Consider the following 14,574-nt stretch of genomic DNA (forward strand, 5'->3'; position numbering starts at 1 on the left):
GCTATTCGCTCCGGCTCGCCAGCGCGTTCACGGCGGCGACCGTGATCGCGGAACCGCCGAGGCGGCCCTCGACCGTCAACGCGGCGACCTTCGGATCGGCCATCAGCGCAGCCTTGGATTCGGCCGCGCCGACAAAGCCGACGGGACAGCCGATGATCGCCGCAGGCCGCGGGCAGTCCCGGTCCTCCAGCATGTTGAGGAGGTGAAACAGCGCGGTCGGCGCGTTGCCGATCGCTACGATCGCGCCGTCGAGATGTGGGCGCCATAGCTCCAGGGCAGCAGCCGAACGAGTGTTGCGCATGGACTGCGCGAGCGCGGGAACGGTCTCGTCGCCCAGCGTGCAGATGACGGCGTTGGCCGCGGGAAGCCGCGCGCGCGTAATTCCTTCGGAGACCATGCGCGCGTCGCACAGGATCGGTGCGCCCTTCTGCAAGGCCGCGCGCGCCGCGACCGCCATGCCTGATGTGAAGCGGATATGCGCTTCGAGGCCGACCATGCCGGCGGCATGGATCATCCGCACCACCACCTGCTCCTCGTCCGGCGTGAAGCGCGCAAGATCGGCTTCAGCCCGGATGGTCGCAAAGGATTGCCGGTAGATCGCCGCGCCGTCGGTCTCGTACGAGTGCGGCATCAGTGCCCTCCCATCAGGATGGAGGGATCTCGGACAATGTCGTCGCGGTTCAGCCCACGCAGGATGGGCTCATCGCGTGTCGACCCGGCGCGCACGAGGTCGAAGCCGGCGCCGGTCGCGACCAGAGTGATGGCGGCGGGACCGGAATGGGCGCAGCCTTTGGCACAGCCGGAGACGTGGAGCCGTGCGGCCGCGCCGATGTTCGGGGCCAGGGCCGCGGCAAGGCCACGCGTATCGGCATGCGCCTCGCGACAGCGTGGCGCGCCGCTGCAGGCGATGACGCGCAGTGCGGGATCGTAGGCCTCGGTGATAAGACCGGTCACGTTCGGCATGGCGCGCTTGCCTTCGCTCAAAACCATCCGCCATGGCGTCATGCGCAGCGCATGCCCGCAACCGGCGAACTGGTTGAGCGTCGCATGCGCCATCTGCCCGAAGGCGACCCCGACCATCGCACCTTGCGCATAGAGGCCGGGACGCGCCGTGGCCATGATCGGCGCCGGCTCGGCCTCGCCGCGCAATGCCGCCGGCAAGATTGCACCGGCTGAAAGATGCGCCGCCATCCGCCCTCGCCCCCCTCTGGCGCCGCCTGAGGTCACGAACCAGTCGGCGAATGCGAGCGCGGTGGTCACGGCCTCGCCACGCGCGACGGAGCGGCCAAGTTTGTCGCCATCAGCCCGCACCAGCAGGCCGCCGGAACGATCGCGCTCGATCCGCACGTCGGCGGAATCGCCCGCAAGCACGCGTGAGGTGCCGTCATCGATGGCGAAGCCGAACTTGGTTGGAAGTTCGAGCTTGCTGTCAGCGAGCGCCTCCTCGAGCTCGGCGGCGAGCGATTGGGTCGCGTCCCCCGCACGCCAGAACGGCGTCACAAGGATGTTGCGACGGGATTCGGTGTCAGCATCCGGGTCGAGCAGCGCCAGTTGCGAAAGGCCGTCGAGCAGCAGCCTGTGGCTGGTCTCGTTGACGCCCCTGATCTGGAGATTGGCGCGGCTGGTCACGTCGATCAGGCCGTTGCCATGGCGTTCGGCGAGATGGGCCAGTCCGGAGATCTGGGCAGCTTCGAGCCGGCCGCCGAACGGACGCACGCGGACCACCAGCCCGTCGCCGGATTGCATCGGGCGCAGCGCGCCGGGACACCAGCCCTTGACCACGGAAGCGCTCATGACGCCTCCCGCAGCGCAGCCGCAATCGAATTGCGGCGCGTACGCCAGAGCGAGGCCTCATGCAGGCGCGTGAAACACGTCTCCATCGCCGCCAGTGCCGCCGGATTCTCGCGGCCCATGAAAGCGCGGACGTCCTCACTGCCGAGCGTCGCATCGTAATAGAGGTCGAACAGATGCGGCGGCACGGCGCCGGCCAGATGCGCGAAGGCGGCCATGTGCTCGAGCGTTGCGGTGATCTCGGCCGCCCCGCGAAAACCGTGGCGCATCATGCCCGCGATCCAGGCCGGGTTGGCCGCGCGCGCGCGGACGACACGGGAGATTTCCTCGGTCAGCGTACGCGCGTGCGGCTGCTCGGGGCGCGTCGCGTCGAGATGATAGAGCGATGGCCCTGCCGCACCGAGATGTGCTGCGGCGGCCGCAATGCCGGCCTCATGCGCAGCATAGTCGGCCGCGAGCAGAAGATCGGTTTCAGGCAGATCCTGCACGTGCACGAAAGCATCGGCGGATGCGAGCCGCTTCTCGATGCCGGCACGATCGGGCTTGATCTCGCCATCGGCCGAGAACGCCCATGACGATGCCGAGAGCCACGCTTCGCCGGCGGCGTCGCGCGTCTCGGGCGTGAAGGCGTCCGGGATTGCCGAGAGACCCACGCCGTATTGTCCGGGACGCGGCGCGAACACGCGCGATGTGCGATGGCGATATGGATTGTCATCGCCCTCGTCCTCGCGCGCCGACAGCGCCTCGGCTGCCGCCTCGAACAATTGCGCGAGGCCTGAGAAGACGTCGCGAAACAGGCCCGAGACACGCAGCGTGACGTCGATGCGGGGCCGGCCAAGCTCGGCAGGCGCGATGATGTCGTAGCCGGTCACACGGCCGGAAGCATGATCCCAGCGCGGTGCGAGGCCGGCCAGATGCAGCGCCATGGCAAACTCCTCGCCCGCGGTGCGCATCGTCGCCGAGCCCCAGAGATCGACGACAAGGCCCTTCGGCCAGTCGCCATGATCCTGCAGATGACGACGGAGCAATTCTTCCGCGAGCTTGATGCCTTGCGCATGCGCGGACGGCGTCGGCACCGCGCGCGGATCGACGGCAAAGAGATTGCGCCCGGTCGGCAGCACGTCCTGACGGCCGCGATACGGTGAGCCTGACGGCCCCGGCGCGACGCGCCGTCCTGCAAGCGCGGCCCCCAACGCGTCGCGTTCCGCTTCACCGCAGGCGCCGCGGCCGAACACGTGCAGGCCGTCGCCGAACTGGCTTTCCTTGAGATCGCAGACGAAGCGGTCGATCCGGGGGATCGCTTCGGCCGGCGCGGCCGCTGCATCGAGGCCAAGATCGTCTTCGAGGCCAGCCGCGCGTGCCTCGTCGCGGATCGCGGCGATCAGACGCTGGCGGCGGGCGGGGTCGAGGCCATCGGCCGTCGAGTACTCGTCGAGGAGCTGTTCGAGCCTGCGCAGCCCGTCCGGCACCGCTGATGCTGCGAGCTGCGGCGGCAGATGGCCGATCGTGACGGCGCCCAGGCGCCGCTTGGCCTGCGCGGCTTCGCCGGGATCGTTGACGATGAAGGGATAGATGACGGGCAAATCGCCAATCAGGGCTTCCGGCCAGCACGCCTGCGATAGCGCCACGGATTTTCCGGGCAGCCATTCCAGCGTGCCGTGCGCGCCCATGTGCACGACGGCATCACAGCCCTGCGCTCGGAGCCAGAGATAGAACGCGACATAGGCATGGCGCGGCGTGCGGGCGAGATCGTGATAGTCGACATCGCGCGTCGTCGCATCGCCACGCTCCGGCTGAACCGCGATGATCGAGCGGCCGCACTGAATCGCGGCAAAATGGAACGCGCCATCGCGACAACCCGGATCGGTCTCCGGCGCGCCCCAGGCTTGCGCGAGATCATCCTGCAAGACTTGCGGAAGGTGCAGGAGCGCAGCGCGGTAATCGACAACGCTCCAGCTCAAGGTCCGCTTGAGCAGCGTCTCACCGAGCGCATGGACCGGATCGACATCGAAGCCAGCCTCCGCGAGGTCGGACACCATGGCTTCGACCGAGGCCAGCGCATCGAGTCCCACCGCATGCGCAATCTGATGCGGACGGCCCGGATAGTTGGAGAGCACGAGTGCCATCCGCTTGTCGGCGGCTGGCTTCTCTGAAAGGCGCCGCCAGGCCGCAACGCGCGCGGCGACGGCCTTCACGCGCTCCTCGTCGGGCCTGTGTGCCAGATGCGAGAATTGCAGATCGGGATCGCGCATCGCGGCCGATTTGAAGCTCACCACGCCCGCAAACAGGCGGCCGTCGACCTCGGGCAGCACCACATGCATCGCGAGGTCGCCGGGCGACAGGCCGCGGAGCGAGCCGGCCCAATCCTCGCGCCGTGCCGTGGAGAGCGCGACCTGGAACACCGGGCAGGATGCGGCATCGAACGGCATCGTGCCGTCGTCGCCCATCGCCGAGAACGCCGTCGCATTGACGATGGCGGCCGGAGGATTTTGCGCGAGATACGTGCGCAACCAATCCGCAACGCCCGGGGCCTTCAGCGAGGTGACGAACACACCAAGCGCGTCGAACCCCTTCTCGCGCAGTGCGGCGATCAGGGCATCGACCGGGCCAGTGTCGGCAGCGGTGAGATAGGAGCGATAGAAGGCCACGAGCGCTCGCGGCCTGCCCTCACCCGACGCCGGCGCGGCAATGACGCCGCGCGCGGGATCGTAAAAGCCCATCTCGGGCACGGTCATCTCGCCGATAACTGGCCCCGCATAGAGGCCCGAAGCCAACGCAAGCTGCGCGATCGCGGCTTGCGCCGCGACGGGCCCGCCGGTGTCGCAGAGCACCTTGAGCCGCCGCAGCGTCGAGACCGGCAGGGTCGAATACGCATCCAGCCGCGTGTCGTCGCGGCCGTCAGCCGGCAGCACGGCCAGCACGATGCCGCGCTCCCTCGCCAGTTGCTGCAGGGCCGCGAGCCCATATGACCAATAGGATTCCCCACCGATCAGACGCACGAGGATGCCGCGCGCCTGCGCCAGCGTGCGCTCGATATAGGTGTCGACCGAGAGCGGATGACGCAGTTCGGCGAGATTGACGAGGCGTAGCGACGGCAGGCTGTCGCGACCACGGCGCCAACCGGCCGCGAACGCCGCTAGATCGGAATCCGAATACGAGAGCACCACGAGATCGGCCGGGTCCTGGCCGATGTCCCTTGGTATCGCGGTCTCCTCGAGACCGCGGCTCTCGCGGAAGACGACGTGCATCAGATACCAGATCCTGAAAGACCGAGTCCCGCCTTGATCGCGGCTTCATCAATATTTCCGTGCTCGCCGATCACGACGAGCTTTGATCGCCTCACACCCGCGCCCCAGGGCTTGTCGAACTGGTGGCGCACGCGCTCGCCGACCGCTTGCAGCAAGAGGCGCATCGGCTTGCCTTCCATCGCGATGTAACCCTTGACGCGCAGCACATTCTGCTCGCGCGCCAGCCGCTGAACGGATGCAACCAGCGCGTCGATATCGGTGACCTCGGGAAGATCGATCACGACCGACGCAAAATCGTCGTGCTCATGATCCTCCTCGCCGTCGTGATGCGAGGGACGCGCGGCGAGATCGTTCTCGGCGGCAGCACCGAGGCCGAGGATGAGGCGCACATCGATCGCACCGTCGGTGATCGCCAGCATCGGCACACGACGCGACATCTCGGCGGTGATCGCCGCCTTGGCGGCTTCGAGCCCTGCCGCGCCCGCAAGATCCGCCTTGGTCAGCAGCACGATGTCGGCGCAGGCGATCTGGTCCTCGAACACTTCCGACAGCGGCGTCTCATGGTCGAGATTCTCGTCCGCCGCACGCTGCGCCTCGACGGCGTCAGGATCGGGCGCGAAACGGCCGGCGGCGACAGCTTCGGCGTCGGCGAGCGCGATCACACCATCGACCGTGATCCGCGAACGGATCTCCGGCCAGTCGAACGCCTTCAGCAGCGGCTTGGGCAGCGCCAGGCCCGAGGTCTCGATCAGGATATGATCGGGGCGCACCGGGCGCGACAGCAGCTTCTCCATGGTCGGAATGAAATCGTCGGCGACGGTGCAGCAGATGCAGCCATTGGCGAGCTCGATGATGTTCTCTTCCGGGCAATTCGCATCGGCGCAGGATTTCAGAATCTCGCCATCGACGCCCTCGCTGCCGAACTCGTTGACGAGCACCGCGAGCTTCTTGCCGTTGGCATTGGCAAGCAGATGCTGGATCAGCGTGGTCTTGCCGGAGCCGAGAAAGCCCGTGACGACCGTGACCGGGACTTTTGCGAGCGAATTCATTCGGCGGCCTCCGGTACGACGGCCAAGGTGGGAATGGGGGGAATGCGGGCAAGCGATTGCTTGCGGAAGATCTCCGGGCGGCTGCGCCAGGGCACGAGGCCGTCGGGCGCGGCCGCATAGGCCGCGGCGCCCGCGACCACGTCGCTCGCATTCGCATCCGACAGACGGCCATAAACATAGGACCAGCGGCCGGGCGCGCTGAGCGCGACCGAGCAACCCTGGTTGCACGCAGACAGGCATTCGACGGGAACCACGCTGACGCCGTCGGGCACGCCGGCCTCGAGGATCGCACCATGGAGGCGCTTGCCCGGCGTCGTCTCGCCCTCGCCAAGCGTCTGGCCGGCGCGGCAGGTGATGCAGACATGAAGTGTGACGGTCATCGCTTCTTCCAGAATAAACAGCGGGAAGCGATGAGGCCCACGAACCGTTCTTGCGAAGGCCCGTTTCCCCGTCGCGGAACACCCCGTCCGCCGGTCCAAAATCGTCCGCGCTGGCAGGTCTCCCGGCTTCCGGAGCAGGGTTTCCCCTTCGATCCCCGCCTTCCCGATCCCCTAGGGGTCAGTGGCTTCGGGCATCTCTCCGGTCACGGTCGCGGGGGCGGCTGCATTTTGGAACCAAATCTTGCCGATTCGGACCCTATCGCATTCCCTCTTCGCCTGTCGTAGGACAGGAACCAACGCCGGGTCACCATTTGCCCCCGACCGCCTCTTGTCAAGCCGAAGGACCCCGTCCGATGACGTCAGAACCGGATACCCAGACGGCCGACGAAACCGACGCCCGTCACGCCTCGAAAATGGCGAAGAAGAAGGTCGCCCGCGACAAGATCATGGCGACCAAGAGCGGCGAAAAGGGCCTCATCATCGTCCACACCGGCGCCGGCAAGGGCAAGTCGTCCTCGGCCTTCGGCATGATCGTCCGCTGCGTCGCCCATGGCTTCCCCTGCGCGGTCGTGCAGTTCATCAAGGGCGCCTGGGACACCGGCGAGCGCCGCATGCTCACCGGTCATTTCGGCGACCTCTGCCAATTCCACGCCATGGGCGAGGGTTTTACCTGGGAGACGCAGGACCGCGCCCGCGATATCGCAGCCGCGCGCGCCGGCTGGGAAAAGGCCAAGGAACTGATCCTCGACCAGAATCTCCGCATGGTCGTGCTCGACGAGATCAACATCGCGCTGCGCTACGATTATCTCGACATCGCCGAAGTTGTCGATTTCCTGGTGACCTCGAAGCCACCGATGACGCATGTCGTGCTCACCGGGCGCAACGCCAAGGACGAGCTGATCGAGATCGCCGATCTCGTCACCGAGATGACGCTGATCAAGCATCCCTTCCGCTCCGGCATCAAGGCGCAAGCCGGCGTCGAGTTCTAAGAAACTCGCGATGGCGCGCGCATTGATGATCCAGGGGGCCGGCTCGGACGTGGGCAAGTCGCTCATCGTCGCCGGCCTCGCGCGCGCCTTTGTGCGACGCGGCCTGCGCGTGCTCCCGTTCAAGCCGCAGAACATGTCGAACAATGCTGCCGTCACGGTCGACGGCGGCGAGATCGGCCGCGCCCAGGCGCTCCAGGCGCTCGCCGCCGGCGTCGAGCCGCACACCGACATGAACCCGGTGCTGCTCAAGCCCGAGACCGATGTCGGCGCGCAGGTGATCGTGCAAGGAAAGCGCATCGCGACCGCGCGTGCGCGTGAATATGCGGCGATGAAGCCGTCATTGATGGGTGCGGTGCTGGAGAGCTTCGAACGGCTGAAGGCGCGCGCCGATCTCGTGCTAGTGGAAGGCGCCGGCGGTCCGGCCGAGGTGAACCTGCGCAAGGCCGACATCGCCAATATGGGTTTTGCGCGCAAGGCTGGCGTGCCGGTCGTGCTGGTCGGCGACATCGACCGCGGCGGTGTCATCGCGCAACTCGTCGGCATCAAGACGGTGATCGACCCGGATGATGCCGCGATGATCCAGGGATTTGTCATCAACAAGTTCCGCGGCGATCCCACGCTGTTCGACGACGGCTATAAGCTGATCGAAGAAAAGACCGCATGGCGCGGCTTCGGCGTGCTGCCCTGGTTCGCGCGCGCCGGCGAGCTGCCGGCTGAGGATGCGCTGGGCCTGAGCGATGCGCGCAAGCCGGGCCAATGCAAGATCGCCTGTCTCGCGCTGTCGCGGATCGCCAATTTCGACGATCTCGATCCGCTCAAGCTCGAGCCTGGCGTCGATCTCGTGATGGTGCGGCCGGGCGAGGCAATTCCCGGCGATGTGCGCCTCGTCATCATTCCCGGTTCGAAATCCACCCGCGGCGACCTCGCCTTTCTGCGCGCGCAGGGCTGGGACATCGATCTCCTGGCTCATTACCGCAGAGGCGGCCATGTGCTCGGCCTCTGCGGTGGCTATCAGATGCTCGGACGAAGCGTCACTGATCCCGAGGGGATCGAGGGACCCGCGGGCGATACACCGGGTCTCGGACTTCTGGACGTCGAGACGGTGATGACCCCGCAGAAGACGCTGACGCGTGTCGCGGCCGTGCATGCCGCGACGGATCAGCCGATCGAGGCCTACGAAATCCACATCGGCCGCACCGATGGGCCGGATCGCACGCGGCCATTCGCAAGGCTGAACGGCGAACTGGAAGGCGCGATCTCACGCGACGGACGCGTGCAGGGCAGCTATCTGCACGGCCTGTTCACGTCGGATGATTTCCGCAAGGCGTTCTTGGCGAAGCTCGACATTCCCGCAGGCAACGAGCCCTATCACGCCAGGGTCGAGAGTGCGCTCGATGCGCTTGCCGATCACATCGAGCAACATCTCGACGTCGACGGCCTGCTCGCGCTAGCGCGCTAGCGCCTCGGCCAGGCGGGTCCATTCGGAGTCGCCGCCCGGAAGCCCGAGGCGCAGCCATGTCGGCTCTCGCGCGAACACGCGCGACCAGATATGGCGACGCGCCAGTCTCTCCTGCGCCGCAAGCGCGTCAGGCGTCTCGTAGAGACGAAACAGCTGCGTGCCGCCAACGAGCGTCCAGCCTTGCGACCGCACCATGCCGTCGAGGCGAACGCAGTCTCGCGCCAGCCGCGCGGACGTGGCCTCGGCCCAGGCATCGTCATGCAGAGCGCGGCAACCGATCGCGATCGCCGGTCCCGAGACCGGCCAAGGCCCCGACATCGATGCGAGCCTGGCGATGTCGGAGGAATTGCCGAGCGCGAAGCCGAGCCGCAGGCCGGCAAGGCCGTAAAACTTTCCAAAGGAGCGCAAAATCAGCAGCCCCGGCCGGTCCTCGGATGCAAGCGAAAGCTGCGGTGCCACATCGGCAAAACTCTCGTCGACGACGAGACGGCCGACGCGCGGCAGCAGTGACAGCAAATCCCTTGGTGTGTGGCATCGGCCGTCGGGATTGTTGGGATTGACGACAATGGCGAGGTCCGCGCCCGCCAGTGCGTCGAGCTCCCCGACCTCCTGGACCTCCCAGCCCGCAGCCGAGAGGACCCCCGCATATTCGTTGTAGGTCGGCGCGAGGATGCGCGCGCGGCCGGGCGGCGCAAGTTGCGGCAGCAGTTGAATTGCAGCTTGTGCGCCGCCAAGCGCAACGACCGCCGCGCTCGTGCGATAAGCGTGCCGCGCCGCCTGATGCAGCGCCTCGATTCCGCCGCGGGACGGCAACGCGCTCCACGCGCGCGAGCTCACCTCGCCCACGGGATAAGGCAGGCGGTTGATCCCGGTCGACAGATCGATCCAGTCCTCCGCGCGACCGCCGAAACGCTGCTGGGCCTGATCGAGATTTCCACCGTGCTCGCGCATGCGTTGTTCTTTCACGCGAAGGCCAGGATCGCAAGGATGCCGGCGAGCAGCAGCATGGCGCGGCGGTAGACCGTCAATCCCCGATCGATGTCGGCGGCAAGCGGATCGCGCGCACCTTCATTCAGCCATGGCTCGTTCGTGGTGCTGCCGTGATAGATCCGCGGACCGCTGAGCCGCACACCAAGCGCACCCGCCATCGCTGCTTCCGGCCAGCCGGCATTGGGCGAACGGTGACGGCGTGCATCCCGCGTCATGCACGACAGCGCCTCTGATCGCCGTGGCGCCAACAGAACGAACAGAAATCCGGTCAGCCGCGCCGGAACGAAATTGGCGACGTCGTCGATGCGCGCCGCGGCCCAGCCGAAAGCTTCGTGGCGTTCGGAGCGATGGCCGATCATGGAGTCCAGCGTGTTGATCGCTTTGTAACCCAAAATGCCGGGCAGACCGAACAGCGCGCCCCAGAACACCGGTGCGACGATGCCGTCAGACGCATTCTCGGCGAGGCTCTCGATCGCCGCGCGCGCGATGCCGGCCTCGTCGAGCGTCAGGGGATCGCGGCCGACGATGCGCGAGACCGCGTCGCGCGCGGCGGCGATGTCACCGGCCCGCATGGGATTTGCGACGGCAGCAACGTGGTCGAGCAACGAGCGCAGCGCGACCAGCGGCCAGGCGAGGACGCCGACCAGCACGACCTGGATCTCCAAGGGAAGCAGGGACTGAAGCGCCCAGCCGAGCGCAACGGCGAGCCCGATCACCGCGAGCGTTCCGGCAAGACCGGCGGCGCGGCGAAACGCTGGCGGATCAGACGATCGATTCCAGGCGGTGTCGATGGCAGAGATCAGCCGGCCCAGCCAGGTGACGGGATGGCCGATCCGCGCGAACAACCACGACGGCCAGCCCAACAGGGCATCCACCGCCATCGCCACCGCCATCGCACCCACAAAACCCACACCCGTCTCCTGTCCTGCCCCTGTTGCGCAAAGGGTGGCCGGAGCGCAAGCCCCTGATTGGCGGATTTCGGCTTTGTTTTTGGCCGCGTTTGGTGATTAGTCAGGCCCACAGGAGACCGTTATGGCCATCATCTTGATCACGGGCGGAGCGCGATCGGGCAAGAGCAAGCGTGCGGAAATGCGCACGCGCGCCTTTCCTGGGCAGCCGGTCTATGTCGCGACGGCCGAGGCTCTCGATGCCGAAATGGAGGCGCGCATTGCCGGGCATCGCGCGCGCCGCGGAACAGACTGGATCGAACGCGAAGTGCCGCTCGATCTCGTTCCCGCGCTGGTCGCAAGCGACGGCGGCGGCGCGCGGCTCGTCGATTGCCTGACGCTGTGGCTCTCTAACCTCATGCATGCGGAGCGCGACTGGGAACGCGAGATCAAGGAGCTTGCCGGTGCCCTGCCCCGGCTGAAAAGCCCCGTCGTTCTCGTCACCAACGAAGTCGGCCTCGGCATCGTCCCCGACAATGCGCTGGCGCGCAGCTTCCGCGACGCCGCCGGGTTCATGAACCAGGCCATCGCGGCCGTCGCCGACGAGGTCGAATTTATCGTCGCCGGCCTACCGATGAAACTGAAATGATGCCGCGCGCCGAATTCTTGCAGGACGTCATCGCCGATCTCAGGATGGCGGCATCGTTCGTGACGATCCTCCCCGTGGCATCGTCGAAGCCCGCAGCTGACGGCGCCGTCGCGCGCGCGACCTGGGCGCTGCCCGTGGCGGGACTGCTGGTCGGCCTTGCCGGCGCCCTGGTCTACAAGGTCGCGAGCCGGTTCGGTCTGACACCGAATCTTGCCGCCCTGCTCGCGCTGGCCGCGACCGCCCTCATCACCGGCGCGCTGCACGAGGACGGCCTTGCCGATACTGCCGACGGGCTCGGCGGCGGCCGCACGCGCGAGCGCAAGCTCGAGATCATGCGCGACAGCCGGATCGGCACCTATGGCGTCTGCGCGCTGATCCTGTCGTTCGGCCTGCGCTGGAGCGCGCTCGCGGCGATCGCCAATCCGTGGGCGGTCGCGCTCGCGCTGTGCGCTGCGCATACTGCGGCCCGCGCGGGCTTGCCGGCCTTCATGTCGCAGGTCGCACCTGCACGACCTGACGGCTTGTCGGCGAGCGCCGGATCACCGCCGGGCCGCAGCGTTGCGATCGCATTCGCTGTTGGAATCCTCACGCTCACGCTCGCGCTTGGGCCCGGCAAGGCGTTGGTGAGCCTGATCCTGCTCTCCCTCGCCGGCTTGATGCTGGCGCGACTTGCCATCCGCCAGATTGGCGGGCAGACCGGCGACATCCTCGGCGCGTTCGAGCAGACCGGCGAGATTTTGATCCTCCTGGTTGCCGCAGCTTTCCAGATCGGAGGGTGACGCGATGGTCGAATTCGACGACGCCTTCCGCCAGCACTTGCGCGAGCTGTTCGTGTGGCGCCGCGACGTGCGCCGCTTTCGCGCCGATCAGTTGCCTGACGGCGCCATCGATCGCCTGATCGAGACGGCCTGTCTCTCCCCCTCGGTCGGACTCAGCCAGCCCTGGCGTTTCGTCATCGTCGATGACGCCGCGCGGCGTCGCGCCGTGATCGACGACTTCAAGGCGTGCAACGCCGACGCGTTGAATGCCTATGCCGGTGAGCGCGCAGCGCGCTATGCCACGCTGAAACTCTCGGGTCTCGAACAGGCCCCCGGCCACCTCGCCGTGTTCGCCGACAAGGCCAGCGACATCGGTCACGGCCTCGGCCGCGCGACGATGCCGGAGACGACGGAATATTCGGTGGTCGCGGCGATCACCGCGATGTGGCTCGCCGCGCGCGCCGAGGGCATCGGGCTTGGCTGGGTATCGATCCTCCATCCGGATCGCATCCACGCCATTCTTGACGTGCCGGACACCTGGAAATTCATCGCCTATCTCTGCATCGGTTATCCGGAAGTCGAATGCGACCGGCCCGAGCTGGAACAGGCGAAGTGGGAGCAGCGGCGCGGCGCGGAAGAATTCACACTGCGGCGTTAAGCGCGTGCCCCATACGCCCTACGACTTGCTCCTGCCGGCAACCGCCGCAACCGGCGCGGGGCTTTCCTGCTTCTGGAACATCAACAACGGCCGGAGAACGACGCGGCCATAGGCCTCGTAGTGGTGCTGGGTCGAGACGGCCATCTTCAGCGGCGTCGCGTAATTCGCCTCGAACGTCATGAACGAGGCGTAGGTCCAGGAGAAGCCGACGCCGACCGAGCCCAGTTCGGTGATTCCCGGAAACGTCGAGTACACCGCCCCCCAGTCGGTGAAGATGTAAGTGTCGAAACCCCGGAGCCATTGCGACCAGTTGTAGTGCAGCTCGGCGTTGAAATAATAGCCGCTGTCGCCGGACGCCGAGTTGGAGGGATAACCGCGCACGGTGGTGGGACCACCGATCGAGAAGATCTGGTCGCCCGGCAGCAGCTTTTCCTGTGTGTACTGCCAGCTCGCCAGCACGTTGGTGCTGAAATTTGCAGGCCCCGCGGCGCTGGTCGCGAACATGGAGCCGGTATAGGTGTTGAACGCGCGGTTGTTGCCGAGCACGTGGTCTTGCCATGCGATGTAGTTCACCGCAGGCGAAACCGTGATCGAATAGGTATTGCCGGAATTGGTCACCGAGAGGCCGGCCGTGGCCTTGTCGTAATGGTCCTGGGTCACGGCCACCGTTGCGAAGCGGCTGACCGTCTTGCCCTCGGTCTCCGCGGCGTTGAGCAGCACCAGCCAGTTCTGGGTCACCCAGACCGGCTGGCTGAAATTGACCGCGGCCTGGCTCGAGCGTCCGGTGACGTCGAGCGCGACGAACGGTCCCTGAATGATCTTGATCTTGCCTTCGGTATAGCTGACACCGGCGCGGCCGCCCCAGGGATTGACCGGGATGCTGTAGGCGACGTTGCCGTTGAGATTGCCGTCGGAACGGACGCCGTAGAATGTCAGGCGGTCGTCGACGCCGAACAGGCCGTGGCGCTTGTAGAAGGCCCCACCCTCCCAACGCCCGGTGTTTTCCGCGCCCTGGTTGTCGGTGAAGAGCTGCAAGGTGTCGACCGGCGGCTCGATCACGGCGAACTGGAGATCGGTCAGGCCGAAGCTCGTGCCGGGCTGCAGCAGCGCCTTGATCTGCACGTCGTTGGTCCGGTTGAACCAGATCACGTCGCGATTGAGTTTCGGAACGTCGAGCACCTCGCCTTCGGGCTCCTTCACGCGCTGAAGGATGTAGTCGGGGCGGGTCTGCTTGTTACCCTCGATGGTCGTCTTTTGGAGCCGGCCTTCGGTCAGCTTGATGCGGACGATGCCGCCCTTGGCATCCTGCTCGGGCAGCGTCGCAATGCCCGTGACGATGCCGCGCTCGGTATAGAGGGCGTTGATGTCGGCGACGAGCTGCAACAGCGAGGCGATGTCGACGTTCTTGCCGACGTACTTCTTCGCGATCTCGTCGAGCTCGGCCGGCGTAATGAACTTGGAGGCGTCGAACTCGACCTTGTGCAGGCGGAATTTCGGCCCGCCCGGCTTCAGGAGCTGGGACTTCTCCCGCTCGCCGCCAATCACCGCCGGCCCGTTGAGCTTGGGCGGCGCGCTCTGCTGTTCGAGCTGCCGGCGTTGCCGGTCGACGTCGTTCTGGATCACGCCGGGATTGATCGACGGAATCTGCGCCCGCGCGGGGGCGATGCACGACGCTGCCAGCCCAAGCCCTAACGCTGCCCCCCAAATCCGCATCCC

The 14,574-nt window shown here is 66.8% G+C and carries 13 protein-coding genes and 1 riboswitch; of the genes, 5 read left to right on the plus strand and 8 right to left on the minus strand.

Annotation, left to right across the window (positions count from 1 at the left end; genetic code table 11):
* Position 1: 1 nt before the first annotated feature.
* Genes ABIB90_RS20670 through ABIB90_RS20690 form a run of 5 tightly spaced genes read right to left on the minus strand, consistent with a single transcriptional unit; the run spans position 2 to position 6,468 of the window.
* Complete coding sequence (locus tag ABIB90_RS20670) at positions 2 to 631, minus strand: precorrin-8X methylmutase (RefSeq protein ID WP_007593162.1); 630 nt, start codon at positions 629 to 631, stop codon at positions 2 to 4.
* Positions 631 to 1,794 (minus strand): precorrin-3B synthase, encoded by a 1,164-nt coding sequence (gene cobG / locus ABIB90_RS20675; RefSeq protein WP_354164613.1) that lies wholly within the window; start codon positions 1,792 to 1,794, stop codon positions 631 to 633. Before cobG ends, ABIB90_RS20670 begins: the two co-directional genes overlap by 1 nt.
* Positions 1,791 to 5,039 (minus strand): cobaltochelatase subunit CobN, encoded by a 3,249-nt coding sequence (gene cobN, locus ABIB90_RS20680; RefSeq protein WP_354164610.1) that lies wholly within the window; start codon positions 5,037 to 5,039, stop codon positions 1,791 to 1,793. The genes cobG and cobN overlap by 4 nt, the downstream gene beginning before the upstream one ends.
* Positions 5,039 to 6,088: a cobalamin biosynthesis protein CobW gene (gene cobW / locus ABIB90_RS20685; RefSeq protein ID WP_354164607.1), complete on the minus strand. Its 1,050-nt coding sequence runs from the start codon at positions 6,086 to 6,088 to the stop codon at positions 5,039 to 5,041. Before cobW ends, cobN begins: the two co-directional genes overlap by 1 nt.
* Positions 6,085 to 6,468 carry a DUF1636 family protein gene (locus tag ABIB90_RS20690; RefSeq protein WP_354127539.1) on the minus strand — a complete coding sequence of 128 codons (384 nt, stop codon included), beginning with the start codon at positions 6,466 to 6,468 and terminating at the stop codon, positions 6,085 to 6,087. Before ABIB90_RS20690 ends, cobW begins: the two co-directional genes overlap by 4 nt.
* A 95-nt stretch (positions 6,469 to 6,563) precedes the next feature.
* Positions 6,564 to 6,781: riboswitch (cobalamin riboswitch) on the minus strand.
* Positions 6,782 to 6,821: 40 nt separating this feature from the next.
* Here ABIB90_RS20690 and cobO point away from each other — a divergent pair.
* Both cobO and ABIB90_RS20700 read left to right on the plus strand, forming a co-directional pair.
* Positions 6,822 to 7,457: a cob(I)yrinic acid a,c-diamide adenosyltransferase gene (gene cobO, locus ABIB90_RS20695; protein ID WP_007593167.1), complete on the plus strand. Its 636-nt coding sequence runs from the start codon at positions 6,822 to 6,824 to the stop codon at positions 7,455 to 7,457.
* A gap of 10 nt (positions 7,458 to 7,467) precedes the next feature.
* Positions 7,468 to 8,916, plus strand: a complete 1,449-nt coding sequence (locus tag ABIB90_RS20700) for a cobyric acid synthase (protein WP_354164603.1) — start codon at positions 7,468 to 7,470, stop codon at positions 8,914 to 8,916.
* Here ABIB90_RS20700 and cobD read toward each other — a convergent pair.
* On the minus strand, positions 8,905 to 9,867 hold the full coding sequence (gene cobD / locus ABIB90_RS20705) for a threonine-phosphate decarboxylase CobD (RefSeq protein WP_354164600.1): 963 nt from the start codon (positions 9,865 to 9,867) through the stop codon (positions 8,905 to 8,907). The two genes, ABIB90_RS20700 and cobD, sit on opposite strands and share 12 nt — an antisense overlap.
* 11 nt (positions 9,868 to 9,878) lie before the next feature.
* Positions 9,879 to 10,817, minus strand: coding sequence for an adenosylcobinamide-phosphate synthase CbiB (gene cbiB / locus ABIB90_RS20710; protein ID WP_354164597.1), 939 nt, complete (start codon positions 10,815 to 10,817; stop codon positions 9,879 to 9,881).
* A gap of 121 nt (positions 10,818 to 10,938) precedes the next feature.
* Here cbiB and cobU point away from each other — a divergent pair, with 121 nt between their 5' ends.
* From cobU to bluB, 3 genes are read left to right on the plus strand one after another with little or no spacing between them, the layout of a single operon-like run.
* Positions 10,939 to 11,442, plus strand: a complete 504-nt coding sequence (cobU, locus tag ABIB90_RS20715) for a bifunctional adenosylcobinamide kinase/adenosylcobinamide-phosphate guanylyltransferase (protein ID WP_354164594.1) — start codon at positions 10,939 to 10,941, stop codon at positions 11,440 to 11,442.
* A complete protein-coding gene (gene cobS, locus ABIB90_RS20720; protein WP_354164592.1) occupies positions 11,439 to 12,221 on the plus strand; it encodes an adenosylcobinamide-GDP ribazoletransferase in 783 nt (260 codons plus the stop codon). The genes cobU and cobS overlap by 4 nt, the downstream gene beginning before the upstream one ends.
* Before the next feature lie 4 nt (positions 12,222 to 12,225).
* A complete protein-coding gene (gene bluB, locus ABIB90_RS20725) occupies positions 12,226 to 12,858 on the plus strand; it encodes a 5,6-dimethylbenzimidazole synthase (RefSeq protein ID WP_354164590.1) in 633 nt (210 codons plus the stop codon).
* Between the two features lie 18 nt (positions 12,859 to 12,876).
* Here bluB and ABIB90_RS20730 read toward each other — a convergent pair whose 3' ends face one another.
* Positions 12,877 to 14,571, minus strand: coding sequence for a ShlB/FhaC/HecB family hemolysin secretion/activation protein (locus tag ABIB90_RS20730; RefSeq protein ID WP_354164587.1), 1,695 nt, complete (start codon positions 14,569 to 14,571; stop codon positions 12,877 to 12,879).
* Positions 14,572 to 14,574 lie beyond the last annotated feature (3 nt).

This window comes from Bradyrhizobium sp. JR4.1, from assembly GCF_040548605.1.
Taxonomy (GTDB): Bacteria; Pseudomonadota; Alphaproteobacteria; order Rhizobiales; family Xanthobacteraceae; genus Bradyrhizobium; species Bradyrhizobium canariense.